Here is a 23,815-nt window from a genome sequence, read left to right on the forward strand (position 1 = left end):
AAAGTTTGTCTATAGGAAATTTAATTTCTTGTAGTCATTGCAGATAACATACCTCCGTATACTCCATTAAGAGAGGATAAGTTAGTAGCCAAATGCTCCATTTGTTGTTTCAATTGTTCAGCATTTTCAGCAACACGTTCGTTTACTTCTGCCTGACGGCTTGTAGACTCTACCTGTACTTTATATAAGCTGTTCAATGATTCCATCTGTGCAGCAGCCAGTGCCATTTCTTCACTATACTTCTTGGTAGAACTCATAGCTTCGGCAGTTGGGGTCATACCTTTTGCAGCACCTTCGAAAGAACGAATACTATCACTTAAACTATTCATTAATTCCGAATCTATTTTAGCACCTTTCAACATCTCGTCTAATTTTTTAGACAAAAGACCTTGTGCATCTTCAGGTTTTTTCTTGTCCTTAGTCATTCCTCCTGCCAATTCAGGATATACTAAAGACCAGTCTAAATCATCTTCTACCGGTTCAAAAGCAGAGATAGCAAAAATAATTGCTTCGGTAATTAAACCAATAGCTAAAAGAAGACCTCCGTTAAGGGGACCTAGTTCCCAGTGAAGAATTTTGAATAAAGCCCCTAAAATTACAATGGATGCTCCAAGGCCATAGGCCATATTAAATAATTTCTTAGATGATCTTGATTGTGCCATAATACAATTGTTTTTAGTTAAGTTAAGTTAAGATTTTAGTTTTTAAATATTTTTAGAGATTCCCTATCGTGCGTCTCCAAGTTTTTCGTTTAATACAACATCGGTACCCATATAATCTTGTACCGTTCTAAAGCCTATATAGCTTCTTGCAGAATCTGCATACTCATAATCGCGGGTACTTACCTGAAGAAAATAGGCAACATCTTTCCACGAACCTCCACGAACTACTTTACGAGCATTCTCCTCGTCATTAACATTAGGGTTCATAGTTGATGTATATTCGTATGATGCAGCATCATAAGACGATGCTACCCATTCACTTACATTACCTGCCATATTATACAAGTTGTAATCGTTTGGTTCGTAAGCATCTGCTTCTACCGTATATAATGCCTGATCTGCAGCATAATCACCTCGTAACGGCTTAAAATTGGCTAAGAAACAGCCTCTATCATTTTTAGCATAAGGTCCACCCCATGGGAAAGTTGCAGATTCCAACCCTCCACGAGCAGCATATTCCCATTCTGCTTCACCTGGAAGGCGGAATGAGTTTACATGGTTTCGGTTTCTGGATTTTTGATATGAATTCTTATACAGAGTTCTCCAGGCGCAGAAAGCCTTAGCTTGCTTCCAGTTAACACCTACTACCGGATAATCTCCATAAGCCTCATGCCAGAAATAATCATTATGCATAGGTTCATTGTATGAATAGTTAAAGTCTTTTATCCAAACTGTTGTGTCTGGATAAATACTTACTTCTTCTTTCTTGATGAAATCTTTTCTTCGCTTACTTTTATCTCTTGCAGCTGCCTGAATATCCATATAGGTATACTGAAACTTCAATTTTTCAACATCAACGGTGCGTTGACCATTATAAGCTTCTTCAGCAGGAATATACATAGTATCCATTACCTCAGAATAATATTCATCCGGATATTCTCCGGTATCCCAGATTAAATCAATATCGTTATTAATTTTTCTTCCGGCGTAAAAATCCTCTCCCATACCGTAATAATTATCATACATATATTGTTCGTATGGAGTCATTTCTTCATTTTCCTGATCTACAAATGCAAATTCACCAATACCTCCATCTCCTGGAGTTGCTCCTACTTCATCTGCAAGAATAGCCAGCTTTAGTCGAACTGTGGAGTCACGTACCCAGTTTACAAATTGTCTGTATTCTGAATTTGTAATTTCAGTTTCGTCCATATAGAAGGAACGAACTGTTACTGTTTTTGTTGGGGCATCATTTACCGCAACAAAATCATCGTCTGCTTTACCCATGATGAAAGAACCACCAGGGATTAGAGTCATTCCATAAGGTTTTTGTGGATACCATTTTTTGCCTTTTGTTCCTACTAGTTCACCTCTATCTCCAGAGTTACAACTAAACAAAAAGGCTACGATCGCAGTTAATGCAATAAACTTCTTCATAGGTATTTAGGTTAAATTTTCGAGATTTAAGGGGGTAAACCTATTTATAAAATTTTTAAAAAACAACAATTTTCTTAAAAAACCCTTAAACCTACTTTTACTTAGTTCGTTTGGTTATACTTCATTTTTCCGGCGGGCCTTATACCACCGCTCAGGAATTTCCTGATTTGTTGCACCCAAATATTCGCCATAAGTGCAAGGTAATAACGTTTTACTTTTTAATTTATTATTAACATTTGAAATAAATGGTAATTCTATCCACCAACGACCCGTTTTATTGCTTTTCTTAAAAACCAAAACTTCATCGTTGACAGGCACTTTATATGTTGTATAAAGTTTATCGTTACTAAAATCTTCATCTGCAATTCTAAAATTAACTCCTTCTACAAAATACCATACTATCTGTGCCACTAACATTGCCGCACTTTCTGCATCTTTGTAATCCTTTAATTCATAAATTCCAAATGATGTTGCTCTATTACTTATTCCTGCATAACGAGCAATGGCACAAATTTCCCGGCCATCAAAACCATTGGGGCTTGCACTATTTTTATAACTTAATTCTGCGCTTTTTATTGCAGTAACATCCAAAGCAATAATATCTGTACTACGCATAATGGGCTCTACAAGTGTAATATCTGTTGTCACTTCACCTAGCCTGTATGCATCAAAATACAATTTATCCATCAGGGAGATCTCTTGGGGTGGATTAAAAAAGGATTGATATCCAAGGGTGCTGTAATTAAATAAATTATAAGGTTTGTCTACAATAATTTTACCAACATAAGATTTGTTAGAGATAGGTTTCTCTGCATCTCCCAGATCAAAATTGCTGTCTACGTTAACCAGATTGACCATTTTCCCGACGGTATCGTATGCTCTGTATTGTGCATATAACAGATCTTGACTTCCTCCCAATATAAGAGGAATAATATTTTTTTTCAGTAACGCTTCAACCACGGTTCGCATAGCGAAATAGGTATCATTTACTGTTTCTCCTTTTTCAATATCCCCGATATCAATAATCTTATGGGTCCAGTTTCCGGGATATAATGAGTAGAATGCTTTTCTGAAAGCATCAAAAGAAATTTCTTCTCCTATATAATTAACATCATTTCGATTCTCTTTAACACCCAGCAAAGCAAATTTGACGTTGTTTAGAGCTGGAAGGTCACCAGTTGTATGGTATACTTCAATTTGCTTTCCCAATACTCCGGCAGGTGAGATCTCTCTATGTGCCAGTACCGATTTTGAAACAGGATTAAGAAATTCAATCATTATTTTTTCTTGGCAGTTGTTTTCTTTTTAGTTGTTTTCTTCTTAGGAGCTTTTTTTTCTATAAGTGCCTGTGCTTCTTCCAAAGTAATCTTTTCAGCCTTCGTAGATTTTGGCAGTTCTACTTTTATTTTTCCTTTTATAAGATTAAAGCGTCCCCAACGGGCTTTTTCAATTCTAATACCTTCCTCCGGCCATTCATTGATCAATTTATCAATTTCTTTTTGCTTCTTGTCTTCAATAAGTTGTTCTATGTCTGCTGCAGAAAGATTATCAAAATCATATTTCTTGTTCACATTGATAAACATATTGTTCCACTTAATAAAAGGCCCAAACCTTCCTGTTCCTTTCTGAACCGGCAAACCTTCATATTCATATATTGGTGCATCGGCTTTTTCCTTTTCCAGGATCAAATCTTTTGCCATTGCCATATCGACATCTAACGGATCTACACCTCTTGGTATTGAAATAAACTTTTTACCCAAGCGAATATAGGGCCCAAAACGTCCATTATTTACCTCAACTTCTTCATTATTATAGACTCCCAATGTTTTTGGAAGCTTAAACAAATCCATCACTTCTTCAAACGTAACTAAGTGTAATTGCTGATCCGGCCGTAAACTTGCAAATTTCTTTTCATCATCATCCGGAGATCCAATTTGTGCCATAGGGCCAAATTTCCCCAGACGGACCAAGACCGTTTTTCCTGTTTCAGGGTCATGCCCTAAAATACGTTCTCCACTTTCACGTTCTGCATTTTCCTGAACATCTTCAACACGAGGATGAAATTTTCCGTAGAAATCTTTCATCATTTGTTTCCATTCCTCTTTTCCATCTGCTATATCATCAAAATCCTGTTCCACTTTTGCCGTGAAATTATAATCAAGGATATTCTCAAAATGGTCTACCAAAAAGTCATTTACGATCAGCCCGATATCTGTTGGAACCAATTTACCTTTATCACTTCCAATAGTTTCAGTTAAGTTCTTGTCTTTTATAATACCTTCTTGTAAGGTAAGTTGAAGATATCTACGTTCTGTACCTTCTATTGTTCCCTTTTCAATATAATTACGACTAATGATGGTAGAAATAGTTGGAGCATATGTAGAAGGTCGACCAATTCCCAATTCTTCCAATTGCTTTACAAGAGAAGCTTCGGTAAAACGGTACGGCGGTCGTGTAAATCGTTGTGTCGCTGTAATGTATTTATTATCCAACGCATCTCCTTTAACCAGATTTGGCAACATTCCGTCTTGTTCTTCTTCTTCAAAATCGGTTCCTTCCAAATATACTTTCAAAAAGCCGTCAAATTTTATCATTTCACCGTTTGCAGTAAAATGTTCTGTAATCTTTTCCGAAGCATTTATTTCGATCTTTACATTGGTACGTTCCAATTGTGCATCACTCATTTGTGAAGCAAGTGTACGCTTCCAAATTAAGTCGTACAATCTTGCCTGATCGTAATCTCCTTCAACAGTACGTCGCGACATATCTGTCGGGCGGATGGCTTCGTGAGCTTCTTGTGCCCCTTTCGCTTTGCCCTTAAAATTACGAGGATTGCTATATTGACTCCCATAAGAAGATTCAATTTCTTTTTGCGCTGCATTTTTAGCCTCATTTGACAAGTTTACACTATCGGTACGCATATAAGTAATCAATCCGGCTTCGTAGAGGCGTTGTGCTATTGTCATTGTTTTTCCTACTGAAAAATATAATTTTCTCGATGCTTCCTGCTGAAGCGTAGAAGTTGTAAACGGGGGTGCCGGAGATTTTTTAGCTGGCTTTTTTACCAGATCTGAAACTTTATAGGAAGCTTCTAAGTTTTTTTGAAGAAATTCACGAGCTTCTACTTCGGTTTCAAAATTCTTGGGAAGTTTTGCTTTAAATTTATTTCCTTCAGAAGTAATAAACTCGGCATCAATCCTATAAGAGGCTACCGGATTAAAAGCTTCAATATTCCGTTCACGCTCTACAATCAAACGTACAGCAACAGACTGTACACGTCCGGCAGACAAGCCTCCTTTTACTTTTTTCCATAATACAGGAGACAGCTCATATCCTACTAAACGATCTAAGACACGACGTGCTTGTTGTGCATTTACCAGATTGTAATCTATTTTTCTTGGGTTCTCTATAGCTTTTAAAATTGCCGACTTTGTGATCTCATGAAAAACAATACGCTTTGTTTTATCATCGTTTAAATCTAATGTTTCTGCCAGGTGCCATGCAATTGCTTCTCCTTCTCGGTCTTCATCACTAGCCAACCAAACTGTTTCGGCTTTTTTAGCTAACCCCTTCAATTCTCTCACCAAACTTTTTTTATCACTCGACACTATATATTTAGGTGTAAAATCGCCATCAACATCAACACCTAACTCTTTGGAAGGCAGATCGGCTATGTGCCCAAAACTGGACGCTACCTTAAAATCCTTTCCGAGAAATTTTTCAATGGTTTTTGCTTTTGCAGGTGACTCAACAATCACTAAATTCTTTGCCATATTCATTTTGTTTGGGGTACAAAAGTATCTTTTTTTTTTGATACAAGGTTTGAGTCCCAAAATTTTAGGATTCAGTTAACACCATAAATTTAGTGGTTTCAGGAAGAAGTATGTTCTGTATTTTCTCTAGAAACAGGATCAAAACCTATTGTATCTTTATAAATATAATACATAGGAATATGCACAAAATAAGCAGTAAAGAACACTCCTACAAAACAAAGTAAGATCCCTAATTGTGCTATCATGGATGAAATTATTACCAATCCAAAAATGGTAAGCCAAAATTTGTTTCCTAGTTTAAAACTTGCCTTTACAATATCCGAAACAGAAAGCTCCGGGTGAAAAGCATAAAAGGCCACCAATAATTGCAAAGGCACCATTACATAAAAAATTGGTAAATAACAGGCCAGGGTTGCCAACAAAGCAATTCCAAAAGAAGCCAGAGATAATCCTAATAACTTTTTATAATTTCCTTTTATCAAATCAAAATAACCTCCAATATCTTCCGTGGTTCCCATATCTTCTTTTTTCAAAACTTTGAAAAAATGTGCGGTAATTCCAAAAACAATGGCCTGTACAATAAAAATTAGTACAAAAACAACTAATATGTAAATAATCAGGAGCGGAATATAAACAGCCATATCCGGTTGGCTGTAATAACTATCATAATAGCCATAACTGTCATAATAGTCATAACTATTGTATCCGGTCATGCTAAATACAAACAGGATATATGGGATGTAAATAATAAATATCATAGGAATTACCACTGCCATACTTATAAGTACGTGATACAGGGCCTGTTCCCAGACTTTCTTAAATAGCTCAAAGCTCTTTGAAAGTATATTACCAAAATCTGGCTTATTAGCATTTTCTATCTTCTGAAAAATTGGATGTTCCATTTAATTTTGCTGTTAGTTTTGCTATAAAATTACAAAAAAGAAATCTGCCACTTTGTCACAAAAACCAATTTAATTGTATCTTTGCACATTAATTGACACTACAAAAATAATTGGTTACCGATTGTAATTTATGGAAGAGAAGGTTATAGACGAAACAAAGCAGGGACAATCCTTAACACTTGAAGCAAGGAAAGGCAATACACGCAAACTTTTTATTGAAAGTTATGGTTGCCAAATGAATTTTAGTGACAGTGAGATTGTGGCGTCTATTCTAGTAAATGAAGGCTTCAATACTACTACCCAATTGGAAGAAGCAGACCTGGTATTGGTCAATACCTGTTCTATTCGTGACAAAGCAGAACAAACAGTCCGTAAACGTTTGGAAAAATATAATGCCGTAAAACGAATTAATCCAGGAATGAAAGTAGGTGTTTTGGGTTGTATGGCAGAACGCCTTAAAGAAAAATTCCTTGATGAAGAAAAAATAGTGGATATGGTCGTAGGGCCAGATGCTTATAAAGACCTCCCTAACTTATTAAAAGAAGTTGATGAGGGGCGTGATGCCGTAAACGTAATCCTTTCCAAAGACGAAACCTATGGAGATGTTTCTCCGGTGCGTTTAGGGACCAATGGTATTAATGCCCTTGTAAGTATCACTCGAGGCTGTGACAATATGTGTACCTTTTGTGTAGTCCCTTTTACCCGTGGACGGGAACGTAGCCGTGATCCGTTAAGTATTTTGAATGAAATTGCAGATTTGGCAAAAAAAGGCTTCAGAGAAGTTACCCTTCTGGGACAAAATGTTGATAGTTATCTATGGTACGGCGGTGGACTCAAAAAGGATTTTAAAAAAGCTTCCGAAATGGAAAAAGCTACGGCTACTTCTTTTTCGCAACTATTGGCTATGGTTGCAGAAGCGCATCCCAAAATGCGGATTCGCTTTTCTACCTCCAACCCACAGGACATGACCGAAGATGTATTACACACTGTAGCAAAGCATGACAACATTTGTAACTCTATCCACCTTCCTTTTCAAAGCGGAAGTACTCGTATCTTAAAAGAAATGAATCGCCAACATACACGTGAGGAATACATACAATTAATCGATAAAATCAATGAAATTATTCCGGATTGTGGGCTCTCACAAGATATCATTACCGGTTTTCCAACCGAGACCGAAGAAGATCATCAAGATACTTTGAGCTTGATGGAATATGTAAAGTTCAATTTTGGATTTATGTTCAAATATTCCGAAAGGCCTGGAACTATGGCTGCCCGTAAGCTGGAAGATGATATCCCTGAAGAAACTAAAAAACGCCGACTCACAGAAATTGTAGATGCCCAGCAACGCCATAGTGCCTATCATACAAACAGATCATTAGGAAAGACCGTAGAGGTATTGATTGAAAGAGAATCTAAAAAAAGTGATGCACATTGGAGTGGCAGAAATCCTCAAAGTCTCGTTGTAGTATTTCCAAAAGAACATTATAAGCCCGGAGATTTTGTGATGGTTAAAGTAACAGATTGTACAAGTGCAACACTTATAGGTAAAGCTGTAGGATATAGCGAGAATAATTAATTTATGGAAAACGTTCAAGCAGTAAAACAACGTTTTGGAATTATAGGGAATGACCCTAAACTTAACCGTGCCGTAGAAAAAGCCGTACAGGTTGCCCCTACCGATATTTCGGTTCTGGTTACCGGAGAAAGCGGTGTTGGTAAAGAAAGTATTCCCAAAATTATACATTCCCTTTCACATCGTAAACACGGTAAATACATTGCTGTGAACTGTGGCGCGATACCGGAAGGAACTATAGACAGTGAGCTTTTTGGACATGAAAAGGGAGCTTTTACCGGAGCGACAGCAACTCGTAGTGGTTATTTTGAAGTGGCCGATGGAGGTACTATTTTTCTAGATGAAGTTGGAGAACTCCCACTCCCTACTCAGGTACGTTTGTTACGTGTATTGGAAAACGGAGAATTTTTAAAAGTGGGATCATCCAAAGCTCAAAAAACGGATGTTCGTATCGTTGCAGCGACCAATGTGAATATGGGCGACGCTATTGACAAAGGAAAGTTTCGGGAAGACTTGTATTATCGGTTAAGTACTGTGGAAATTAACCTTCCACCATTGCGAAAACGAAGTGAGGATATCCATTTATTGTTTCGGAAATTTGCTTCAGATTTTGCACAGAAATATAAAATGCCAACCATCCGCCTTGAAGAAGATGCCATTGGTTTGCTGTTACAATATCGCTGGGGTGGAAACATTCGTCAGTTGCGCAATGTAGCCGAGCAAATTTCGGTACTGGAACAAAACCGGAGCATTTCTTACACCACTTTAAAACATTATTTACCGGATGTAGGTGGCAACCTTCCTGCAGTAATAAATCCAAAAAAAGAAAAAAGTGATTTTAGCAGTGAACGAGAGATTTTATACAAAGTCCTCTTCGATATGCAACGGGATGTGAACGACCTTAAAAAGTTAACATTGGAGCTAATGAAAACAGGAAATGTTGCCGATGTAAAGGAGGAACAATCTTCACTGATTAATAAAATATATTCTGAAGAAAAAAGCAACGAACAGCAACTGGCTGCTATCGTTGACGAAGATGAGGTTAACTCACAAGATGTGGAAGTTTTAAGTATTTCCGAAGCAACACCCGAAGTAAAAACCGGAAACTATGATTTTGCTGAAGAAATTGAAGAAGAAGAGAACCTCTCCCTTCAGGAAAAGGAACTGGAACTCATTAAAAAATCTTTAGAAAAATACAACGGAAAACGAAAAGATGCCGCGGACGAATTAGGAATATCCGAGCGTACGCTTTACCGAAAGATTAAACAATACAACCTGTAAATGAAGCATCTAAAATACATTTTTACAGTACTGCTCACCTGTTTATTATTGCAGGGCTGCAAGTTTTATTCGTTTACGGGAGCAGATATTGATTATTCACAGATCAAGACATTTCAGGTAAGTTATTTTCAAAACAACGCTGCTATTGTAGAGCCGGGTATTGCACGGGATCTTACACAAGAATTACAGGATCTGCTGCTAAACCAGACAAATTTAGATCTGGTAACCACTAATGGGAATTTGGTTTATGAAGGTGAAATAACCGAATATTATATTGCCCCAATAACAGCTACTTCCCAAAGTACCGCTGCACAAAACAGGTTGACCATTAGTGTTAATGTACGCTTTTACAATACCAAGGACGAAGAAAAAGATTTTGAGCAACGTTTTTCATTTTACTATGATTATGCCGGTGGAACGCAACTTACCGGTTCAGCATTAGATGATGCCGTAGCAATAATTTTTGAACGCATTACACAAGATATTTTTAACAAATCACTTGCAAACTGGTAGCTTTTGAACACTTCAAAATATACATATCTGTTGGCCCATCCACAAAAACTCAATAGTGAAGACCTTTCCGGTTTGGTTTCTGTGATAGAAAAATATCCTTATTTTCAAAGTGCACGGGCGCTTCAGTTAAAAGGATTAAAAAATCAGAATAGTTTTTTATATAATGATGCTTTAAAAGTAACTGCTGCCTATACAACAGATCGTGACATCCTGTTTGAGTATATTACTTCAGAAAGTTTTGTTCAGAATGAAATATCACAAGTGATACAGCAACATGATGCTTCTGTATACGAACTGGAAGTAGTGACCGAAAATGTTTCCGAACAAGTAAGTGTTGAGTTGGATACACAAATGAAAACAGAATTAAAAAAGGCTGAAGCAATCTTAAATCCAGATTTGTTTCAACGTAAGGTCGCATCTGTTGAAGAGATTGTTTCAACACCCAAAACCCCTGTAGAGCCTCAGGAAAAAGAAGTCCCGGTAAAGACCGAAGAGATACTGGAAGTTGACAAACCTTTAGATTTTACAAAAGAAGACACTCATTCTTTCAGCGAATGGCTAAAGCTTACTTCAGCAACACCTATTTGCAGAAATCCGGAAGAGTTTGATCAAAAAGAAGAGACTACGGAGCAGGAACGTAAGTTTCAATTGATAGAAAATTTTATTCAGAAAAAACCTAAACTGAAACCCAAGCAAATTGCTATCACAAATAAAGATCTGGCAGAGTCTTACACACAACCGTCAGATGCATTGATGACAGAGACCTTAGCAAAGGTATATGTGCAACAAAAGAACTATACCAAAGCAATACAAGCATATAAAATTTTAATTTTGAAATATCCCGAAAAAAGTGGTTTCTTTGCAGACCAAATTCGGGCAATAAAGAATTTGATAAATACAGAGAAACAATGAGTACATTTACAATATTTTTGGTCTTAATTATTTTCGTGGCATTCTTACTGGTAATAGTAGTAATGGTACAAAACCCAAAAGGTGGTGGTTTGTCTTCTTCATTTGGAGGCAGTGGGACACAGCAATTGGGTGGTGTTAAAAAGACAACCGACTTTCTCGATAAAAGTACCTGGACACTGGCTACTTTGTTATTGGCATTGATTTTACTATCAAATATTCCTATTATGGGGAATACTACTACAATTGACACCTTTGATGAAGGGGCTATTGAAAATACTATTCCTGTAGATCCCAATGCTGGTGGCACAACAGAGGATAACAATTAATAATTGTATTTATTACAGAATTATTAATGCCGGCTTATGACAAGCTGGCATTTTTTGTTTTAAAATGTCAGCTTTTGAGCACTGGCATAATTTCTGTCTAATAAAAAAACATAAAACTAAAAATTAACAACTAAAAATTATATTGAAAATGGCGTTAAAGATTCAACCACTTTCAGACAGAGTTTTAGTACAGCCACAAGAGGCAGAGACTAAAACCGCTTCCGGATTATATATCCCGGATTCTGCAAAAGAAAAACCACAACAAGGTAAAGTTGTAGCTGTAGGTAAAGGCAAAAAAGATCACGACATGACTGTAAAAGTTGGTGATATTGTATTATATGGCAAATATTCCGGAAGTGAATTAAAATTGGACGGGAAAGATTACCTCATGATGCGTGAGGATGATATCCTGGCTATTATTTAATTAGAATTAATAACTAACAAAATTTAAAAACATGGCAAAAGATATAAAATTTGATGTAGAAGCACGTGATGCTATAAAACGAGGTGTGGATGCATTGGCAAATGCAGTAAAAGTGACATTAGGCCCCAAGGGACGAAATGTTATTATTAGTAAATCATTTGGTGCACCACAAGTAACCAAAGACGGGGTTACCGTTGCTAAAGAAATTGAGTTAGAAGATGCTCTTGAAAATATGGGAGCACAAATGGTAAAAGAGGTAGCTTCAAAAACTAACGACCTAGCCGGTGATGGAACAACCACTGCAACTGTTCTGGCACAGGCAATTGTAAAAGAAGGATTAAAAAATGTTGCAGCAGGAGCAAATCCAATGGATCTAAAACGTGGTATCGATAAAGCGGTAGAAGCCATTGTTAAAGATTTGGATAAGCAATCGACCAAAGTTGGAAACTCTTCTGAAATGATCAAGCAAGTAGCAGCTATTTCCTCAAATAATGACGAGCAAATAGGCGACCTAATTGCACAGGCTTTTGAAAAAGTAGGTAAAGAAGGTGTCATCACCGTTGAAGAAGCAAAAGGAACTGAAACATACGTTGATGTTGTAGAAGGAATGCAGTTTGACCGTGGTTACTTATCTCCATACTTTGTTACAGACAGTGATAAAATGCAAACGGAATTAGAGAGCCCTATGATTCTTCTATATGACAAGAAGATATCTTCAATGAAAGATCTGCTTCCCGTTTTGGAACCGGTTGCGCAACAAGGAAAATCATTGTTGATCATTGCTGAGGATGTGGACGGCGAAGCTTTAGCTACTTTGGTAGTAAACAAATTGCGTGGTTCGTTAAAAATTGCAGCTGTAAAAGCTCCCGGTTTTGGCGACCGTAGAAAGGCAATGTTAGAAGATATCGCAGTATTGACAGGAGGAACCGTTGTTAGTGAAGAACGTGGATTCACTCTTGAAAATACTACTATTGATATGCTTGGCTCTGCTGAAACGATTACTATCGATAAAGACAATACCACTATTGTAAATGGAGCTGGAAGTAAAAGTGGTATCAAAGCACGTGTGGGCCAAATCAAGTCTCAAATTGAAACGACCACAAGCGATTATGACAAGGAAAAACTACAGGAACGTCTGGCAAAACTAGCCGGTGGGGTAGCAGTATTATATGTAGGTGCTGCTTCTGAAGTTGAAATGAAAGAGAAGAAAGATCGCGTAGATGATGCTCTTCATGCAACTCGTGCAGCTGTGGAAGAAGGTATTGTTGCCGGAGGTGGCGTTGCTTTGGTAAGAGCCATTAAAGTTTTAGAGAAATTAACTACTGACACTTTAGACGAATCGACCGGTATTCAAATTGTTGCCCGGGCTATTGAATCTCCATTACGTACAATTGTTGAAAATGCAGGAGGTGAAGGTTCTGTTGTCATCAACAAAGTATTGGAAGGAAAGAAAAACTTTGGGTACGATGCAAAATCAGAAAACTATGTTGATATGCTGAAAGCTGGTATTATCGACCCTAAAAAAGTGACACGTATTGCGTTGGAGAATGCAGCATCTGTTGCAGGAATGATCCTTACTACAGAGTGTGCTTTAGTAGATATTAAAGAAGAAACTCCTGCTGCAATGCCTCCTATGGGTGGCGGTATGCCGGGAATGATGTAGTGAAAAGATCACAAAATAACTTTTGAATGTAAGTTAACTCAATAAAAAAACCTCAGCAAAATGCTGAGGTTTTTTTATTTATAACAAGATCATTTCTTTTTAAAAAGCTGGTATAAAGATAGTGCTACCAGGGTAATCACTAAAGGATATAACACAAACAAATCTACTCGTATTACAGCTCCTCCTCCTTCAGGCTGAAAAGCTTCCCATTGTTGTACATAGTATTCCCAAACAATTGAAAATATAATTACAACAACTGTAATAGAAAACAGAAGTATTTTCTTGACTTTATTCATAAAAAGAATTTATGAGCCTTTATCTCCTTTATTTTTGTGATCGTCTATAATTTCTTCATCTCTATATTTACAGCAGTCATGAACACTATTATAGGCTTCTTCGGTGGCCTTAATATTCTCGGTATCGTGCCCGACTGAAGCAATGTTTGCCTGGATGGTTTCCAAATTGGTTTTGCGCTCATCGTAAATAAGGCTTAACACATGTGTTTCGACATTCCATACAGCAGATTTAACACCTTTAGTATTTAAAGAGGCTCTCTCAATACGTTGTTTACACATACCACATATTCCATCTACTTCAATTGTAGATTTGGCATTTTTATTTTGTGAAAAAGTAGTTGCCGTACTCAGCACTACCACTAAAAGAATCATTATTTTTTTCATATTATTTGATTTTAAATCGTAAGCCCGCATAATACATGCTTCCAAAAATTGGCCCATATACAAAAGTAGTATCAAAATTTGGTCCAAAAGGGTTTTCAGCGCTTACAATAGGATTATTTTGTTTTACATTGGTTATATTTTCTCCTCCCAAATATACTTCAAAAGTATTTGAAAACACCTTAGTAACCTGAGCATTTAGCGTTCCTACAGTTGGTGAATACTCCGATAATTGATAAGGTATAGGATTATCACTGGTCTTTGGGAACCGTTGTTCACTCAACCAGTTATATGTTGCATCTAACTTCCAATTAGCTCCCTTTTCATTTTTCTGTGTTTCATAAGACGCATTTGCAAAAAAACGACGGTCAGGTGTCAATGGCTTTTCTAATTTACCAGATAAATAGCTAGTTTCTACATTGTAATATTTATAGGCCAATCGTATATCAAAACGTTCTAAAGCATTGTAATTGAATTCAGCTTGAAAATTATTGGCATAACTATCACCTTGCAAATTATAAAACCTAACCTCTTTACGATTCTCCCAATCCACTACTACTTGATTTTGAAAATCGGTTCTGTAGAAATCGAATATTATGTCTGCTTTTCTCCCAAAGAGATTAAATCCTTGTAAGTATGAAACTCCGTAATTCCAAGCTATCTCCGGATCTAAACCATAAATTTCTCCTTCAGAATTTAAAATATTAATACTTCGTGAGGTTGAAAATAGGCTTTGGTTTTCAGTAAAAATATTAGCACTTCTTTTTCCTCTCCCTATTGAGGCTCGAAAAGCAGCTTTTCTCCAAGGAGTATAACGAGCATGTAAACGCGGCGTTAAAAAAGTCCCTAATAAATTATGATGATCAATTCTTACTCCTGCTGTTAGGTTAAGGGTTCCCAGATTGTCGTAAGCGTATTCGAAAAATGCTCCGACAGAGTTCTCTTCTCTTGTGTAATTGGTTGTGTTAACCAACTCATCATAGTCATCATATGTATAGCTCACTCCTGTCTTTACCTTATGACGTGAATCGCTTATGATCGAATTGTAAATTGCATTAGCATAAATACTCTTATGCGTTATATTGTACTCATTAAGTCCAAAATAAGATTCCTGCTCATGGTTACTGAATGCAATTTGAACACCAACACTTTTATAGGGAACCTCGGGATTTACATAGCCCAATTTTCCGGAAATATCAAAACGACGTGTGTCAATCTCACTTCCCCATGCATTAGTTGTAAACTTATCGATCTTAGGGTCAAAATTGATTTGCCCGGTTTGTTTTTCGTCATTTAAAAATCTCAGGTTAAAAAAACTAACGAACCCTTTTTCCGTATCAGTGTATTGCCAGCGGTTCAATACATTTATTTGTTGAGCAAGTGGCATATCGAGAAAGGTATCATCATTTTCATCAAACTTTGTATCCCTAATGTTTCCATGCAAATAAAGCCCTGTACTCCACTTATTACTTACCTCGGTATTGATATGAGTATTTAACTCTAAACGCCCGTTAAGTGAGCCATATGCATTCACAAAAAGTTTATCGTCGGTTGTAGGCTTCTGCAACTCTGCATTTATCTGTCCTGTAATACTTTCGAAACCGTTCACGACACTACCTGCTCCTTTGGTTATTTGAATACTTTCTACCCAGGTTCCCGGTATAAAACTAAGCCCGTAGGTTTGTGAAGCTCCACGTATTGAAGGAATATTTTCGGTAGTGATCAGAATATAAGGGCTCGTTAGGCCCAGCATTTTTATCTGTCGGGTTCCTGTGACCGCATCAGCAAAATTGACATCAATAGAAGGATTCGTTTCAAAGCTTTCCGAAAGATTACAACAAGCAGCCTTTAATAATTCAGCGCTGCTCACATTTATCACATTTTCTGCTGTCAAATATGAAAGTGCACTGGATTTTTTTCTGGTTTTTACTACGACTTCCTCCAGGTTGTTCTTAGGCTGTAATACGTGATGGATCATTTTTGGATCGTTCACCAATAACGTATCTGTTTTATAGCCTACATAGCTTACAATTAATTTGGAATATTCTCTTTTATACGGAATCGTAAAATTTCCATCCATATTGGTCGTGGTACCCACCGTAGTATTCAACCAGTGCACATTTGCACCCGGAAGGCCTATATGTTCGCTCTTTTCATTCACTTCCATGATCATACCTTTTAGCTGTGTTTGTGCACATACCAGAGCAGGAAGTAGTAAAATTATATATATAATATGTTTCATTTTTATTTTTCTAATCAATGTTAATGGTTCGTAAACGCAACGCGTTTGTAATTACAGAAACCGAACTAAAACTCATAGCCAACGCTGCTATCATAGGAGACAATAAAATTCCGAAGAACGGAAACAGTACCCCTGCAGCAACTGGAACTCCAATCGTGTTATATATAAGTGCGAAAAATAAATTCTGCTTAATGTTTTTCATCACCTTCACACTCAGGTTCCGGGCTTTTACAATGCCGTGCAAATCTCCTTTTACAAGTGTTATAGCAGCACTTTCAATAGCCACATCTGTACCTGTTCCCATAGCAATTCCTACATCACTTTTTGCTAATGCGGGTGCATCATTGATGCCGTCTCCCGCCATTGCCACTTTACGACCTTCGATCTGTAGACGTTCTACTTCCTTAAGTTTATCCTGTGGTAGCATTTCCGCTTTAAAATGCTTCAAATTTAATTCGGAAGCAACCGCTTTAGCTGTATCATGATTATCCCCGGTAAGCATAATAACATCAATTCCTTTTTGTTTTAAGTTATTGATAGCTTCTTTACTGGTCTCCTTTATTTTATCACCAATAACGAAATATCCTACTACTAATCTATCAATGGACACGTATGAGACTGTCTTCCCTTTTTGTTGTTCCTGTGAAATTTCATTCTGAAATATTTCAGGGATAGCAACACCAACTTCCTGCATCATTTTTTCATTCCCAATCGCTACTTTCTCCTCTCCTATAACTCCGGTCACACCTTTTCCGGTAATCGAATTAAAATGAGTTACTTCTTTAATATCCACATTTTGTTCTTTTCCGTATTTCACTGTAGCTTCAGCAAGAGGGTGTTCACTCAATCGATTTAAAGAAATCACACGTTGAAGTGTTTCTTTTTCTGAAAACGAATCACTAATTGTTCTTACTTTTTCAACCGAAGGCCTTCCTTCGGTAATAGTGCCTGTTTTATCAATAATAAGTGTATCGATCTTATCCATTCTTTCAATAGCTTCTGCATTTTTAATCAAAACTCCTGACTGAGCGCCTTTACCCACTCCTACCATCACAGACATTGGAGTTGCCAGCCCCAACGCGCATGGACATGCTATGATCAAAACAGCGATTGCATTTACTAAAGCATATACATATGTAGGTTCAGGGCCATACACTGCCCAAATAACAAAAGTGATCATGGAAATTAATACCACGACAGGTACAAAGTAACCTGAGATCTTATCTGCCAGTTTCTGAATAGGAGCTTGACTGCGACTTGCTTTATTTACCATTTCAATGATCTGGGAAAGCAATGTATTGCTGCCAATTTTTTCGGCTTTAACAACAAATGACTGCTTTCCGTTTATGGTGCCGGAACTCACTTTGTCACCTTCCTTCTTAAGTACGGGAGTAGGTTCTCCTGTGATCATGGATTCATCAACAAAACTTTCTCCTTCGGTGATGGTTCCATCTACAGGTATTTTATTTCCCGGTTTTACACGTAATAGGTCTCCAATATTAATTTTATCGATAGCTATGACTTCTTCCCGTCCGTTGACAATTCTAACAGCTTTGTTAGGAGAAAGTCTTAACAGTTCTTTGACTGCATTATTAGTTTTGCTATGTGCTCTGGCTTCTAAAACCTGTCCTAGCAGCACCAAGGTCAATATCACGGTTGCCGCTTCAAAATACACATGAACTGTTCCTGCTTCGGTTTTAAATTGTGACGGAAAAACATCTGGAAAGAGCATTCCAACTACACTGAACAACCAGGCAACTCCAGCACCAATCCCAATAAGAGTGAACATATTAAGATTCCAGTTCTTGATCGATCGATAGGCTCGCTCAAAGAACATCCACGTTGCATAAAATACTACAGGTAATGACAATCCAAACTGGATCCAATTCCAATACTTCATTTCTAATAAGCTGTATAATGGATTATTTGGAATCATTTCTGACATCGCAATTAAAAAAACAGGAAATGTAAACCCAACTGCTATCCAAAATTTCTTTAGCAACTGCCTGTATTTCTTTTCTTCTGCCAAGGTATTAGCTTCCATAGGAATCAAGTCCATTCCGCAAACCGGGCAATCCCCTGGCTCATCTTTTATGATTTCGGGATGCATTGGACAGCTAAATTTAATTGCTCTTTGAGTAAAACTAACTTCTTCCACCAGGTCCATTCCACAAACCGGGCAATCTCCTTCCCGGGGATACGTTTTCTCTCCTTCACAATGCATAGGACAATAAAATATTCCTGTTCCTGCTCCTCTGGGTTTCTCTTTCTTAGTTAAAGTGTTTTCATGGTCATTTTCTTCAATAGCACTTTCCCCTGGCAGAACAATACCATAATTTCCTCCCGCTGTTTTAAATGCTTCCTGAAATGTTTTCAAAGGTATTAACTGCTCCATAAGGATTATGGCTTCGCCTCTTTCCAGATTTACAATAACACTAGAAACACCTTCCACATTAGCAATCATATTTTCAACATGAGAACGGCATCCATTGCAGGTCATTCCGGATATGGAATATATGTGTTTCATATTACTTTTTTGGCAATTTTAAAGTCATGTTCGCTCCCAAAAAAATGTAGTCTACATGTCCTGCAAGATTTACATCTAAAGATTTAAAGTGCATGTGAGTATCTTCTCCATAGTGGGTAAAAACTCCCCTGTGTGCTTTCGAATAAAACCCTAAAATTTCTACATCTCCATTCGCCAGAACACCATTTAGACCAGATTTCATATGATCTTGTTGAGAATGGTTAGTATTGCTCTCATCCCAATCTACTACGTGCCAATTCAGTTTTGCAATATTTCCTGTTAGCATGAAAGGATATGGCTTTTCAGTATCTAATTTTGATTTTTTTGCTTCTTGTTGAACAAAAATTTCAAACTGCCCTTTGCTTTTCACCATAGAAGGAACCGGGATTTCCTGCCATTCTTCTACTGTTGTGTATACCAATAAAGCTGCCGAGCTATTAAATGTATTGTCAACGACAACCATTTCATCTGTTTTAGTGCTTACTGCAGATTCTCCATCGAAAATCTGAATTTCTCCTTTTAGATTTTCTACTGCTCCCAAAGCATATAAATGTGGTATATTTTCTACTTCTTTTAATGAAATTGCAGCCTCTGTTTTACCGGTCATAATATCATGTAGAGATCCTGAGTGATTTACTCCATCAGCAATGGTTACACCTTTTTTACATCCCTGTAAAACAAACAGGCTTAAAACTAAAAGTATAAGTATGTTTTTCATCATTTTATATTTAATCATTATGGTTGTATTCTTCTTTAATGTTGCTAACTTCAGTTAGTCTTTTAATTATTACAATATTTGTATACCACCATATTGGTAAGTGATTCCTTTAATGGAAGCACCTAATGTGGATACGCTTTTCTAATGTAATTGCTAAAATGGCCGGAAGCCAAGTTTTTGTATTCATATAATTTTGATTTTCAATAATACAAGTTCAGGTCATTCCGAAATAATTTCAGAATAACAAATTCCAGTTAAATTAAAATCAAATTAAGAAAGTCTCGTACAAAACCTGAAGATCTTGTTCAAGAGGTGGCGGATGAGACTCCGCAAAGAAGTTAACATTTATATTATAATTGTCTTGTTGCTGTATTAAAAATACCGAAACGAAAGTAGCAACAAAACCTGTATGGAAGTCAAAATCAAAGGAAGCTTTAGCAAATGAGTCGTCTGTGTTCACTTTAGTATAATGATTATCACAACAACCGTGATCTTCCATTTCACCATTTTCACAACCGGAAACGTCCATTACCATTCCACAAGAAAGGTGTTTTTCTCCCAAAGTAATTTCCGAAAGCATTTCATACTCCCCACAAAAATGTTGCGCATATGCAATACCACTACTGCTAGCCAGCAATAATATTGAAAGGAATATGGATATAACTTTTCTCATCAGGGCAATAAAATTACATCAAAAAGCACATAGTAAATTATAAAATCTGTTAAAATTCTATTTAATCTCAGCATCAATACGCCCGCATTTCAGCATTTTATCCCCGAAATAGGGATTGTAAATGTCTTTGCTGTTGCTTAACCAATAGGCCCCGGTATTACCAAATGCCATAGGGCAATATTGTTTGTAAATAGTTCCGGAACTTAGTGCATCTTCCAACATCCCTTCTACTTTGGCGGTAATCTTAAAAAAAGCTGTGCGTTGTACTTCCACATCTTTACTTTCTGCTATTGTTTTTGCTTCTTGTAAAGTTGCTTCATCCATTTCAATATTTGCAAATAAAGTCATTAAACTGAAAGCTTCAGACGCTGCTTTTTCAGCATTGGTATTCACTAAGGCTGTCTTTAAATTGATGTATTGTTTATAGACTTTGGCAATTTCTGGATTATTGAATTCTGCTTCCATCTTTGAAGCAGTGTATTCTTTTTTCTCTTTTTTGGTTTCAACTTTAATCACTTCCGGTTCGGTTTTCTTTTTATCTTCTCCACAAGAGATAAAAACAAAGGAAATAATTGCGATTGTAAGGGCTGTGATTTTTTTCATTTTCTAAATTTTTAGAAAAGCAAATATACCAAATTCCTGATTATCTTTTTTGCTGAAAATAAAATGCCGGTAATAAAATGAGTAAGAATAATGGTTGGATTAAAAACCGGCGTATATAGAATAAAGTCATATGTTGTCCGGCTTCGGAAGATTGCAATAAAAAACACAGTACTACAAACAAAATGACAAACAGCAATGCATATAGAAATGCCGAAAGTTTTAAAATTCCTTTATCCCGGAAAATCACCCAGAGTATCATTACAGAGATAGCAGTATTCATTAAAAACCTTAAAACAATATTTCCTAATAGTTTCAAAGAATCAAAATCCGGTAGCGGTTGTGTACTGTGATCTGTTTTAAAAAAATCGAGAAGGGGATCATAAAACAGTGTATCTTCAAACATACGAATGAGCACTAAAATTAGTACGAAAAAGATAACTGTCGCTATTTTAATACCCCTTTTCATTTAGTAGTATGTGATTTTAACTTACGAACCCAAATCATCCATAAAAGGAACACCATTCCGTAGATCAATCCCGGGAAAACCACCCCATGTAAAATGTTCTTATGTTCCGGAAAGTGATATAATGAAATTGCCAAAACAACAATTCGCAAGATATTTACAGCATAGATTAAGACTGCTCCGGCAAACAAAAAAAGAATTGTTCTTTTAAATTTTTGTGCAAAAGAAACTACAAATGCTATAAAAAGGATAATGATGCTTATAGCATTACACCCTTCAATAATTCGAGCCATATACTTTCCATTGACATATAATTTCATCGTCGGCTCAATTTCGTTAGGAACAACAGCAGCTTCATACCCAAGCCCTGAAATAACCGCACTACTTTGCTTAGATACCAAATGTGTTACAAAATCCGGGTAGTAATTTCCTCCTGTCGAAGCTTGAAGGTATATTGAATATAAAACACTTAGCACCAAATACGATCCCAAAAACAGAACGACAAAGCGAACAACCGTTTTATATTTTGTAAACAATGCTTTCAAATTCTGTATCCTATTTTTAACAAAAATATAGAAATAGTTCTTGGCGTATGTGTGTGTTTTGAAATACTTTTACTAAAAATTATTGTAATGCCATTTGATCGCCTTCAACCAAAAATAAAAACAATTCTTTCAAACAACAGTGAAACTGTTGAACAACGCCTCACCGAAGTCTGTGAATTATTGCAAACCTCAATTGAATATTACGATTGGGTAGGATTCTATTTTGCTAATGAAGCCAAAAGGACATTACACTTAAAAGCATTTGCCGGAGAGCCAACGGACCATACGGTAATTCCTTTCGGAAAAGGAATTTGCGGACAGGTAGCAGAATCCAATAAAAATTTTGTTGTATCCGATGTAAAGGCACAAAATAACTATATCGCCTGTAGTATCTATGTAAAGGCAGAAATTGTAGTCCCTCTTTTTAAAGACGGGAAGAATATTGGTCAGATCGATATAGATTCAAATACGATAGATCCTTTTTCTTCTGAAGATGAGCGATTTTTAGAATGGGTAAATAGCCAGGTAGCTAAGATTCTCTAGGATTACATGCCTGTTCTAATAGCTTCTACCGGATCTAGTCTGGATGCAGAAATAGCTGGAAGTATTCCTGAAATTAATCCAATTGCTGCAGAAATAGCAGTACCAATAAACATATTCCATGGAGAAAGTACAAACTCAAAATCTCCGGTGAATTGTGAGGCGACAAGAGATACTACAAAAACCAAAACCAAGCCTATAAGCCCTCCGATAATAGCAAGTATCACTGCTTCAAACAAAAACTGAAGCATAATAAATCGGTTTTTTGCACCTAAAGATTTTTGAATTCCAATTAGGTTGGTACGTTCTTTCACACTTACAAACATAATATTGGCAATGCCAAAGCCTCCAACCAATAATGAGAACCCACTAATAAGCCAGCCAATCATGTTCATGGTACCGGTAATATTGTTTATGGCATCCGTAAAACCTTGTAACTGGTTTACGAAGAAATTATCAATCTCGTCCGGTTTAAGGCCTCTTCGTGACCGCATTTTCTGTGTAAGCATGGCAATAAATTCGGCATCATCAATACCGGATTCCGGTTTAATAATAATAAATGGAAACAATACCTTATTGTTGGCACCAAACAGACGCCGTATAATATTAACCGGTATGAATACAGCAGTGTCCTTAGAATCACCAAAGGCAAAGCCTTCCTTTTCAAGTACCCCTATCACAGTGAATTTACGGCCATACAACCGCACTTTTTTACCCATAGCCTGTTGGGAGGAAGCAAACAATGAATTGGCAATCTCATCTCCTAATATAATCACATTACTTCCATTGTTGGATTCGGATTCATTAAAGAAGCGTCCTTCGGCCAGTTTCAAGTTTTCAATTTCGTAATATTCTTCGGTAATAGCGCCAATCCCAACATTGTCTACCGACTTATCTTCAAATTTCACAATTTCATTAGGAACGTTTAACGTGTAAGAAATTGCCTGTACATTAGGCATATATCTCTTCAAATACTGATATTCATCCCAATTTGTTGTTGGGAACTGTTCACGTTTCCAGATAGGTACATCGGTAGGCCCAAATGAGAAATGACCCAAATAAATAGTACTATTATCCAATCCGCTAATAGTACTTTCAATTTCCTTTTTGAGTGAATCCACTGCAGCCAGGACTGCAATAATCGAAAAGATACCGATGGTAACTCCAACTAACGATAAAAAAGTACGCAACTTATTATTTTTAAGCGCATTGACCGCAAAATTGAGGCTTTCTTTTAGAACACGAAGGTAGATAAGCATCGGTTGGTTTTTAAGAAATTAAATTTAGATTAAAGATAAGACGTTTTCTACTAATTTATGTTACAAAATTCTTGCGTAATTGTGTACTTTTGCGCTTTA

At 36.7% G+C, this 23,815-nt stretch carries 23 protein-coding genes; 8 read left to right on the forward strand and 15 right to left on the reverse strand.

Annotation, left to right across the window (positions count from 1 at the left end; translation table 11 throughout):
- Nucleotides 1-20: 20 nt before the first annotated feature.
- The 5 genes from porL to ACY2RT_RS13645 form a co-directional block, all read right to left on the reverse strand.
- A complete protein-coding gene (gene porL, locus ACY2RT_RS13625; RefSeq protein WP_490156476.1) occupies nt 21-662 on the reverse strand; it encodes a type IX secretion system motor protein PorL/GldL in 642 nt (213 codons plus the stop codon).
- A gap of 63 nt (nt 663-725) precedes the next feature.
- Nucleotides 726-2,099, reverse strand: coding sequence for a T9SS ring complex lipoprotein PorK/GldK (gene porK / locus ACY2RT_RS13630; RefSeq protein WP_490156477.1), 1,374 nt, complete (start codon nt 2,097-2,099; stop codon nt 726-728).
- A 114-nt stretch (nt 2,100-2,213) separates the two neighbouring features.
- Entirely contained in the window at nt 2,214-3,377 is a 1,164-nt protein-coding gene (locus ACY2RT_RS13635; RefSeq protein ID WP_490156478.1) for a formimidoylglutamase, read from the reverse strand.
- Entirely contained in the window at nt 3,377-5,872 is a 2,496-nt protein-coding gene (topA, locus tag ACY2RT_RS13640) for a type I DNA topoisomerase (RefSeq protein ID WP_490156479.1), read from the reverse strand. Before topA ends, ACY2RT_RS13635 begins: the two co-directional genes overlap by 1 nt.
- A 98-nt stretch (nt 5,873-5,970) precedes the next feature.
- The gene (locus ACY2RT_RS13645; protein WP_490156480.1) at nt 5,971-6,774 is read right to left on the reverse strand and encodes a hypothetical protein; all 804 of its coding nucleotides are present in this window, start codon (nt 6,772-6,774) and stop codon (nt 5,971-5,973) included.
- Nucleotides 6,775-6,904: 130 nt separating this feature from the next.
- Between ACY2RT_RS13645 and miaB the strand changes: the two genes are divergently transcribed.
- The 7 genes from miaB to groL all read left to right on the forward strand — a co-directional run bounded on the left by miaB (nt 6,905) and on the right by groL (nt 13,469).
- A complete protein-coding gene (gene miaB, locus ACY2RT_RS13650; protein ID WP_490156481.1) occupies nt 6,905-8,353 on the forward strand; it encodes a tRNA (N6-isopentenyl adenosine(37)-C2)-methylthiotransferase MiaB in 1,449 nt (482 codons plus the stop codon).
- Nucleotides 8,354-8,356: 3 nt separating this feature from the next.
- Nucleotides 8,357-9,631: a sigma-54 interaction domain-containing protein gene (locus ACY2RT_RS13655; protein ID WP_490156482.1), complete on the forward strand. Its 1,275-nt coding sequence runs from the start codon at nt 8,357-8,359 to the stop codon at nt 9,629-9,631.
- Nucleotides 9,632-10,144, forward strand: a complete 513-nt coding sequence (locus ACY2RT_RS13660) for an LptE family protein (RefSeq protein WP_490156483.1) — start codon at nt 9,632-9,634, stop codon at nt 10,142-10,144. It abuts the gene before it with no gap.
- Between the two features lie 3 nt (nt 10,145-10,147).
- Nucleotides 10,148-11,056 (forward strand): DUF8458 domain-containing protein, encoded by a 909-nt coding sequence (locus ACY2RT_RS13665; protein WP_490156484.1) that lies wholly within the window; start codon nt 10,148-10,150, stop codon nt 11,054-11,056.
- The gene (secG, locus tag ACY2RT_RS13670; protein WP_490156485.1) at nt 11,053-11,382 is read left to right on the forward strand and encodes a preprotein translocase subunit SecG; all 330 of its coding nucleotides are present in this window, start codon (nt 11,053-11,055) and stop codon (nt 11,380-11,382) included. The genes ACY2RT_RS13665 and secG overlap by 4 nt, the downstream gene beginning before the upstream one ends.
- Nucleotides 11,383-11,530: 148 nt before the next feature.
- The gene (locus tag ACY2RT_RS13675; protein ID WP_490156486.1) at nt 11,531-11,806 is read left to right on the forward strand and encodes a co-chaperone GroES; all 276 of its coding nucleotides are present in this window, start codon (nt 11,531-11,533) and stop codon (nt 11,804-11,806) included.
- 31 nt (nt 11,807-11,837) lie between these two features.
- Nucleotides 11,838-13,469: a chaperonin GroEL gene (groL, locus tag ACY2RT_RS13680; RefSeq protein WP_490156487.1), complete on the forward strand. Its 1,632-nt coding sequence runs from the start codon at nt 11,838-11,840 to the stop codon at nt 13,467-13,469.
- Between the two features lie 89 nt (nt 13,470-13,558).
- On the opposite strand, the gene ACY2RT_RS13685 is transcribed toward groL, so the two are convergent.
- The 9 genes from ACY2RT_RS13685 to xrtF form a co-directional block, all read right to left on the reverse strand.
- Nucleotides 13,559-13,765 (reverse strand): hypothetical protein, encoded by a 207-nt coding sequence (locus tag ACY2RT_RS13685; RefSeq protein ID WP_490156488.1) that lies wholly within the window; start codon nt 13,763-13,765, stop codon nt 13,559-13,561.
- A gap of 9 nt (nt 13,766-13,774) precedes the next feature.
- Nucleotides 13,775-14,149, reverse strand: coding sequence for a heavy-metal-associated domain-containing protein (locus ACY2RT_RS13690; protein ID WP_490156489.1), 375 nt, complete (start codon nt 14,147-14,149; stop codon nt 13,775-13,777).
- Nucleotide 14,150: 1 nt separating this feature from the next.
- On the reverse strand, nt 14,151-16,388 hold the full coding sequence (locus ACY2RT_RS13695) for a TonB-dependent receptor (protein ID WP_490156490.1): 2,238 nt from the start codon (nt 16,386-16,388) through the stop codon (nt 14,151-14,153).
- 10 nt (nt 16,389-16,398) lie between these two features.
- The gene (locus tag ACY2RT_RS13700; protein WP_490156491.1) at nt 16,399-18,915 is read right to left on the reverse strand and encodes a heavy metal translocating P-type ATPase; all 2,517 of its coding nucleotides are present in this window, start codon (nt 18,913-18,915) and stop codon (nt 16,399-16,401) included.
- Between the two features lies 1 nt (nt 18,916).
- The gene (locus tag ACY2RT_RS13705) at nt 18,917-19,633 is read right to left on the reverse strand and encodes an acetolactate decarboxylase (protein ID WP_490156492.1); all 717 of its coding nucleotides are present in this window, start codon (nt 19,631-19,633) and stop codon (nt 18,917-18,919) included.
- 265 nt (nt 19,634-19,898) lie between these two features.
- Nucleotides 19,899-20,306, reverse strand: a complete 408-nt coding sequence (locus ACY2RT_RS13710; RefSeq protein WP_490156493.1) for an HYC_CC_PP family protein — start codon at nt 20,304-20,306, stop codon at nt 19,899-19,901.
- 57 nt (nt 20,307-20,363) lie between these two features.
- Nucleotides 20,364-20,909: a DUF3347 domain-containing protein gene (locus ACY2RT_RS13715; protein ID WP_490156494.1), complete on the reverse strand. Its 546-nt coding sequence runs from the start codon at nt 20,907-20,909 to the stop codon at nt 20,364-20,366.
- 40 nt (nt 20,910-20,949) lie between these two features.
- On the reverse strand, nt 20,950-21,375 hold the full coding sequence (locus tag ACY2RT_RS13720; protein WP_490156495.1) for an exosortase F system-associated membrane protein: 426 nt from the start codon (nt 21,373-21,375) through the stop codon (nt 20,950-20,952).
- Nucleotides 21,372-21,917 (reverse strand): exosortase family protein XrtF, encoded by a 546-nt coding sequence (gene xrtF, locus ACY2RT_RS13725; RefSeq protein ID WP_490156496.1) that lies wholly within the window; start codon nt 21,915-21,917, stop codon nt 21,372-21,374. The genes ACY2RT_RS13720 and xrtF overlap by 4 nt, the downstream gene beginning before the upstream one ends.
- 87 nt (nt 21,918-22,004) lie before the next feature.
- Here xrtF and ACY2RT_RS13730 point away from each other — a divergent pair, with 87 nt between their 5' ends.
- Complete coding sequence (locus ACY2RT_RS13730) at nt 22,005-22,460, forward strand: GAF domain-containing protein (RefSeq protein ID WP_490156497.1); 456 nt, start codon at nt 22,005-22,007, stop codon at nt 22,458-22,460.
- Between the two features lie 2 nt (nt 22,461-22,462).
- On the opposite strand, the gene ACY2RT_RS13735 is transcribed toward ACY2RT_RS13730, so the two are convergent.
- Nucleotides 22,463-23,716, reverse strand: a complete 1,254-nt coding sequence (locus ACY2RT_RS13735; RefSeq protein ID WP_490156498.1) for an ABC transporter permease — start codon at nt 23,714-23,716, stop codon at nt 22,463-22,465.
- Between the last annotated feature and the right edge of the window lie 99 nt (nt 23,717-23,815).

It is taken from the genome of Ulvibacter sp. 2210JD10-4 (assembly GCF_058148525.1).